Annotated in this window: 4 protein-coding genes and 1 pseudogene; 3 read left to right on the top strand and 2 right to left on the bottom strand. The window is 72.3% G+C overall.

Annotation, left to right across the window (positions count from 1 at the left end):
* From VF825_RS00560 to VF825_RS00550, 3 genes and pseudogenes are all read left to right on the top strand, one after another.
* Window positions 1-331: pseudogene (locus VF825_RS00560) on the top strand (CpaF family protein); the annotation flags it as partial.
* Window positions 328-2,325, top strand: a complete 1,998-nt coding sequence (locus VF825_RS00555) for a type II secretion system F family protein (protein ID WP_331109007.1) — start codon at window positions 328-330, stop codon at window positions 2,323-2,325. The pseudogene VF825_RS00560 and the gene VF825_RS00555, both read left to right, overlap by 4 nt.
* A complete protein-coding gene (locus VF825_RS00550) occupies window positions 2,325-3,248 on the top strand; it encodes a type II secretion system F family protein (RefSeq protein ID WP_331109005.1) in 924 nt (307 codons plus the stop codon). Before VF825_RS00555 ends, VF825_RS00550 begins: the two co-directional genes overlap by 1 nt.
* Window positions 3,249-3,252: 4 nt before the next feature.
* On the opposite strand, the gene VF825_RS00545 is transcribed toward VF825_RS00550, so the two are convergent.
* Window positions 3,253-3,897 carry a response regulator transcription factor gene (locus VF825_RS00545; protein WP_331109003.1) on the bottom strand — a complete coding sequence of 215 codons (645 nt, stop codon included), beginning with the start codon at window positions 3,895-3,897 and terminating at the stop codon, window positions 3,253-3,255.
* Window positions 3,894-4,979, bottom strand: coding sequence for a sensor histidine kinase (locus VF825_RS00540; protein ID WP_331109001.1), 1,086 nt, complete (start codon window positions 4,977-4,979; stop codon window positions 3,894-3,896). The genes VF825_RS00545 and VF825_RS00540 overlap by 4 nt, the downstream gene beginning before the upstream one ends.
* Window positions 4,980-5,459 lie beyond the last annotated feature (480 nt).

The raw sequence follows: 5,459 nt of genomic DNA, 5'->3' as shown, positions 1-5,459 counted from the left end.
CCTGGAGACCATGGTGCTGATGGCGGGCATCGAGCTGCCGGTGCGGGCCATCCGCGATCAGGTCGCCAGCGCGATCGACCTGATCGTCCACCAGCAGCGACTCAAGGACGGCACCCGGCGGATCATCGCCATCAGCGAGGTCGAGGGCATGGAGGGTGACGTCATCACCATGCAGGACCTGTTCGCCTTCGACTTCCACGCCGGCCGTGACGAGCAGGGCCGGTTCCTGGGCGCCCTCCGCAGCACAGGGCTACGTCCCAAGTTCACCGAGGACCTGCGCGACCAGGGCATCGAGCTGCCCCTCGGCATGTTCTCCCGGGACCAGCGATGAGCCGGGTCATCGATCCCGCGGGCCCGCTGTCGCGCTTCCGCCCACGGCGGCGCCCGGCCCTGGTCGCCACCGTCCTGGCCTTCCTGACCTCCGCGGCCCTCGCCGGCCCGGCGGTGGCTGCCCCGACCCCGCTGCCCGGGTCCCTGACGGACGTCCGCCACAGCGACGGCCACATCACGGCACTCCTGACGGTCCCGGGTGCCGGTGGGGCGGCCGGCATCGACACGGGCTCGATCACCGCACGCGTCAACGGTGTTTCGGCGCCGGTCGCGGTGACGCCGATCAGCCAGGAGCGCCGGGTCTCCGTCCTGGTGGTCGACACGAGCGGGTCGATGGGCACCACTGGCATGGCCACAATGTCTTCGGCGGTGAACGCCTTCCTCGGCACGGTCCCCTCCGACGTCCTCGTGGGCCTCGTGTCCTTCTCGGACGCGCCGCGGCTCGTTGTCGCGCCGACCCGCGACCGTCAGTCCGTGCGCACCGCGGTCGGTCACCTCAAGGCGGGGGGAGAGACCACCCTGTATGACGCGCTGCTGTTCTCGCTCCGCCAGCTGGGGACAGGCGGCGAGCGCAGCCTGGTGCTGCTCAGCGACGGCGGTGACACCCGAAGCCAGCACACGCTGGCCCAAGCCACCGCTGACGTCAAATCCTCCGGCGCCCGCACCGAAGTGGTCGCCTTCAAGACCGACGAGACCCAGAGTGCCGTGCTGGCCGGTCTGGCCAGCGCCGGGCGGGGCAGCGTGGCGGCGGCGGGCAACCCCACGGCTGTGAATGCGGCCTTCACCGCCGCGGCCAGGATCCTCGACTCCCAGGTCCGCGTGTCCATCAGCGACCCCGCAGGTGTCCAGGGGACCCAGGACCTGACGGTCAGTGCTCTCGCCTCGGGCCACCCGGTCCAAGCCGCCAGCAGGGTCGACTTCGGCGTCAATACTCCGGACCCGGGACCGGCACCCTCTGCGTCGGCTCCCGCGGCCCCTCCCGCGGCGCCGGCAACCTCGTTCATCACGCTCCCGCTGGTGCTCGCGTTCTGCGCCGTGTTCCTCGGCCTGGCCGGGCTCGTGTTCGCCCTCCTGGCCCCGTCGCTGCAGTCCGCACGTGAGCGACGGGTCCGTTCCATCGAGGACTACGTCAGTGGCAACCACGCCTCACCTGGTGAGGGGGGTAGGGCCCCGTCAGCCAGCTCGCTCAACGAGCAAATCGTCGGCCTCGCCGACCAGGTGACGGCCGGTCGGGCGTCCACGGCCCGCACCGCGCTGTTGCTGGAGCGCGCCGACCTGTCGTTCAAGCCGGGGGAGTGGGCGGTGCTGCGCGGCTGCGCCATGGTGGTCGTGGCTGCCGCCGCCGTGATGCTCTTCCATTCCGGATTCCTGACGGCGGTGGGCGCGGGCATCATCGGCGCCCTCTCAGGGGTCTTCGGCCCGTCGGCCTACTTGCGGCTCGCAGCCAAGCGGCGCGCCCGCAAGTTCGACCAGCAGCTGCCCGACGTGCTGACCCTCGTCGCCAGTAGCCTCGCTACGGGGTTCTCCCTCCTGCAGGCCCTGGACGCCGTGACCCAGGACGCCGCCCAACCCGCGGCGAAGGAGTTCGCGCGGGCGCTGGCGGAGGCCCGGATCGGGACCGACATCGACCAGACCCTGCAGCATGTCGCCGAGCGCATGGGCAGCGACAACCTTCGGTGGACCGGCATGGCCGTCGCGATCCAGCGGCAGGTCGGTGGCAACCTGGCTGAGACCCTGCGCACGACGGCGACCACGTTGCGCGAGCGCGAGGCTCTGCACCGGCACGTCCGGGCGCTCTCCGCGGAGGGAAGGCTCTCCGCCTACATCCTCATCGCCCTGCCCGTGGCAATGTTCCTGTGGATGCTCAACTCCAACTACGCCTACGTCTCGCTCCTCTGGTCCAACCCGATCGGTTGGCTGATGGACGGCGGCGCACTCATCGGTCTGGTCATCGGCGTGGTCTGGATGCGTCGAGTGGTTCAGGTGGAGGTCTGATGAACGGCTCACTGCTTTTTGTCGGTGCCGGACTGTTCGGCTTGGGCCTCCTGGTCTGCGTCAGCGTTGCCCTGGTAGACAGGGCAGGCCCCAGCGGCGTCGCGCGCAGCCTGGCCCTGATCAACACCGGTGCCACCCTCGGCCGGGACACTGCGCGTCACGACGCCCCGGCTGCCGACCGACTGGTCAAGCCGGCACTGGACGGCGCTCGACGGCTGGCCCTGCGGCTCTCGCCCTCGGGAACGGCTGAGCGCCTGGCCCGCATGCTCGACGTGGCCGGCAACCCGCCGGCCTGGAGCGTCGAGCGGGTCCTGGGTGCCAAGGGCCTGGCGCTGCTGGTCTTCTCGGTCCTGGGGCTGCTCCTGGGCGGCGGGCTCAGCCCGCAGGGACTCGTCGTGGCGGCACTGACCGGCACCGCGGGGTTCTTCCTGCCCGACCTGCTCGTCTACAACGCCGGCGTCAAGCGGCAGGACCAGCTGCGTCGCGGCCTGGCCGATGCCCTCGACATGCTGACCGTGTGCGTCGAGGCCGGCCAGGGTTTCGACTCCGCCCTCCAGCAGGTGGCCAGGTCGACGACCGGCCCGGTGGCCGGGGAGTTCGCCCGGGTGCTGTCGGAGATCCAGATCGGCAAACCCCGGGGTGAGGCCTTCGCGGCACTGGCACGGCGGACGAACGTGGCCGAGGTGAAGACGTTCATCACGGCGCTGGTCCAGGCCGACCGGCTCGGCCTGCCGATCGGCGCCGTGCTGCGCGAGCAGGCGGTGCAGATGCGGCTGGTGCGCCGTCAGCGCGCGGAGGAGAAGGCGCAGAAGGTGCCGGTGAAGATCCTCTTCCCGATGATCTTCTGCATCTTCCCGGTCCTGATGATCGTGGTCATCGGCCCCGGCATCATCCGCCTGGTGGCCGTGTTCAGCCACATGTGAGTGATCAGTGCTGGCGGTCCGGTTCGGCCTTCACCAGGCCGAGCCGGACCGCGGCCATGATGGCCCCGGCCCGGTTGTGGGCGCCCAGCTTGTCGTAGAGCTTGGTGACGTGGGTCTTGACCGTCGACTCGCTCATGAACAGGTCGCGGGAGACCTCCGCGACCGACGCGCCGTCGACGAGTCGCTCGAGCACCTCGGTCTCGCGCGGCGTCAGCTTGGGCACGGTGGTGTTGGCCTGTCGCCGCAGGGCGGCAGCCAGGCCGTTCGCGGTGAAGGAGTCCGGGGCCGTGGCGGCGCGGCGGACCGCGTCGACGACCTCGGTGGAGGACGCGCTCTTGAGCACCAGGGCGGTGGCACCGGCGTCCAGCGCCTCGAGCAGGGTGTCGTCGTCGTTGTGCATGGTCAGCACGACGATGCCCAGGCGTGGGTAGGCCGCGCGCGCCGCGCGCACCAGGCCCAGTCCGCTGCCGTCGGGCAGGGAGACGTCGACCAGCATGACGTCGGGCTGCTTGGCACCGAGCAGGGAGCGGGCGTCACCGACGGAGGAGGCCTCGCCGATGACCGCGAGGTCGGGCTCGGCCTGGATGACCCGGGACACGCCTTCGCGCACGAGGGTGTGGTCATCGATCACCACGACGTTGATGCTCATGATCGCAGCGGGATCCTTTCCGACCGGCGGCGGTCCGTGGTCCCGGAGTCAGCCGGGCTCATCTCGAGGGTGAGCTCGACCCCTGGTCGGGACGCGTCTCCGATGAATACCACGGCGCCGAGCTGCGCGAGGGGGTGTCCGGAGAAGTCGCGGGAGGGGAGTGAGCTCTCGCCGTCGTGCGTGAACCGCAGCCGCACCTGGGGCGCGCCCACCTTCACGGCCAGCTCCAGCCGGGTGGCGCCGCGGGCGTGCCGCGCGTCGGCGAGCAGGTCGAGCACGAACCGGAACAGCTGGTCCTGCACCGTGGGGGCCAGCGCCAGCCCGTCGTCGTCGACCTCGACGTGCACCTCCAGGCCGGTGATCTCGGCGAACTGCTCGAGCCGGCTGCGCAGTGCGGGGGCCAGACCGCCGTCGGGGTCCACGGACGCCTGCAGGTCGGCCATCTTCAGCCGCAGGTCAGCGAGGATGCGGCTCAGCTCGTCGCGGGCCTCGTGCAGCGGGCCGGCCAGCGTCGGGTCGGAGCGGTCCACCTGCCGGCGCGTGAAGTCGATCCGGTAGCCCAGCGCCACGAGCTCCTGGGCGAGGCCGTCGTGCAGCTCCTGCGCCAGACGGACGCGTTCGTCGTGCGCCTCCCGCTCGGCGAGCGCGGCGACCTCCAGCGCGTGGGCCAGGGCCGGGGTGAGGCGGTGGGTGGCGCCGGCGGCGAACGCGAGGTCGGCGACGTCGAACGGCACGGCCGCGTCGCGGTCGGCCACGAGCACGCCGCACCGTCCCTCCTCGGCCTCGAGCGGCACCACGACCATCGACCGGGAGCCCCCGGGAGCCGCCCAGGTGCCGGTCGTGGCGGTCGCGCCGCGCCACACCCGGCCCAGCGGGGAGTCGTCGTGGCGGGGATCCGGCCACGGTGCCTGCTCGGCCCCGACGAGGGCCAGGACGACCGCGGGGGAGTCGCCGGCGCCGGCCAGCAGCGCCAGGCGGCTCCCGGTCAGGTGCTCGGCGACCTCGTCGACGAGGCGCTCGGCCACTGAGGCAGGGCTCTCGGGCGGCTGTGCCTGGGCATGGGGGACCCCGGGTGCGCTCATGGGTTCAGCACGTCCTCAGGTCACCCCCGGAGTAGGCACCGCGGCAGTCGGCTTCCGGTCTCATGGTGACGCGTGGACCGGCTCCGTGTCCGGCCAATGCTCGATCCGCCCGATTTCCCCATGCCCCTGCGGCCCCCTCCCCATCGTCCACAGGCTGCACCCGGGGGCTGGCCACCGCAACTGCGGCACCGCACGATGCGGGCATGCGGTATGCCGTGGGGCCCGGTCCGGCGCTGCCCCTCCTGCGGTCTGCCCTCAGCGCCCTCGCCGAGCTGGCGCTGCCGCGCAGCTGCGGCGGGTGCGCCCGCCCGGGTTCCGCCTGGTGCCCGCGGTGTGCGGCCGAGGTCGCGGACGCCGTGCACCCCGCAGGTGCGGGGGCCGGGCGCCGAGGGCAGACCGCAGCAGGGTCAGCGCCGGACCAAGCCCCACGGCATACCGCGTGCCCGCATCCTGCGGTGCCGCGGTTGCGGTGGCCAGCCC

The organism is Oryzihumus sp. (assembly GCF_036391795.1).
Classification (GTDB): Bacteria; Actinomycetota; Actinomycetes; order Actinomycetales; family Dermatophilaceae; genus Oryzihumus.
Note: the sequence above shows the minus strand (reverse complement) of the source record. Positions and strands in the feature narration are given on the sequence as shown.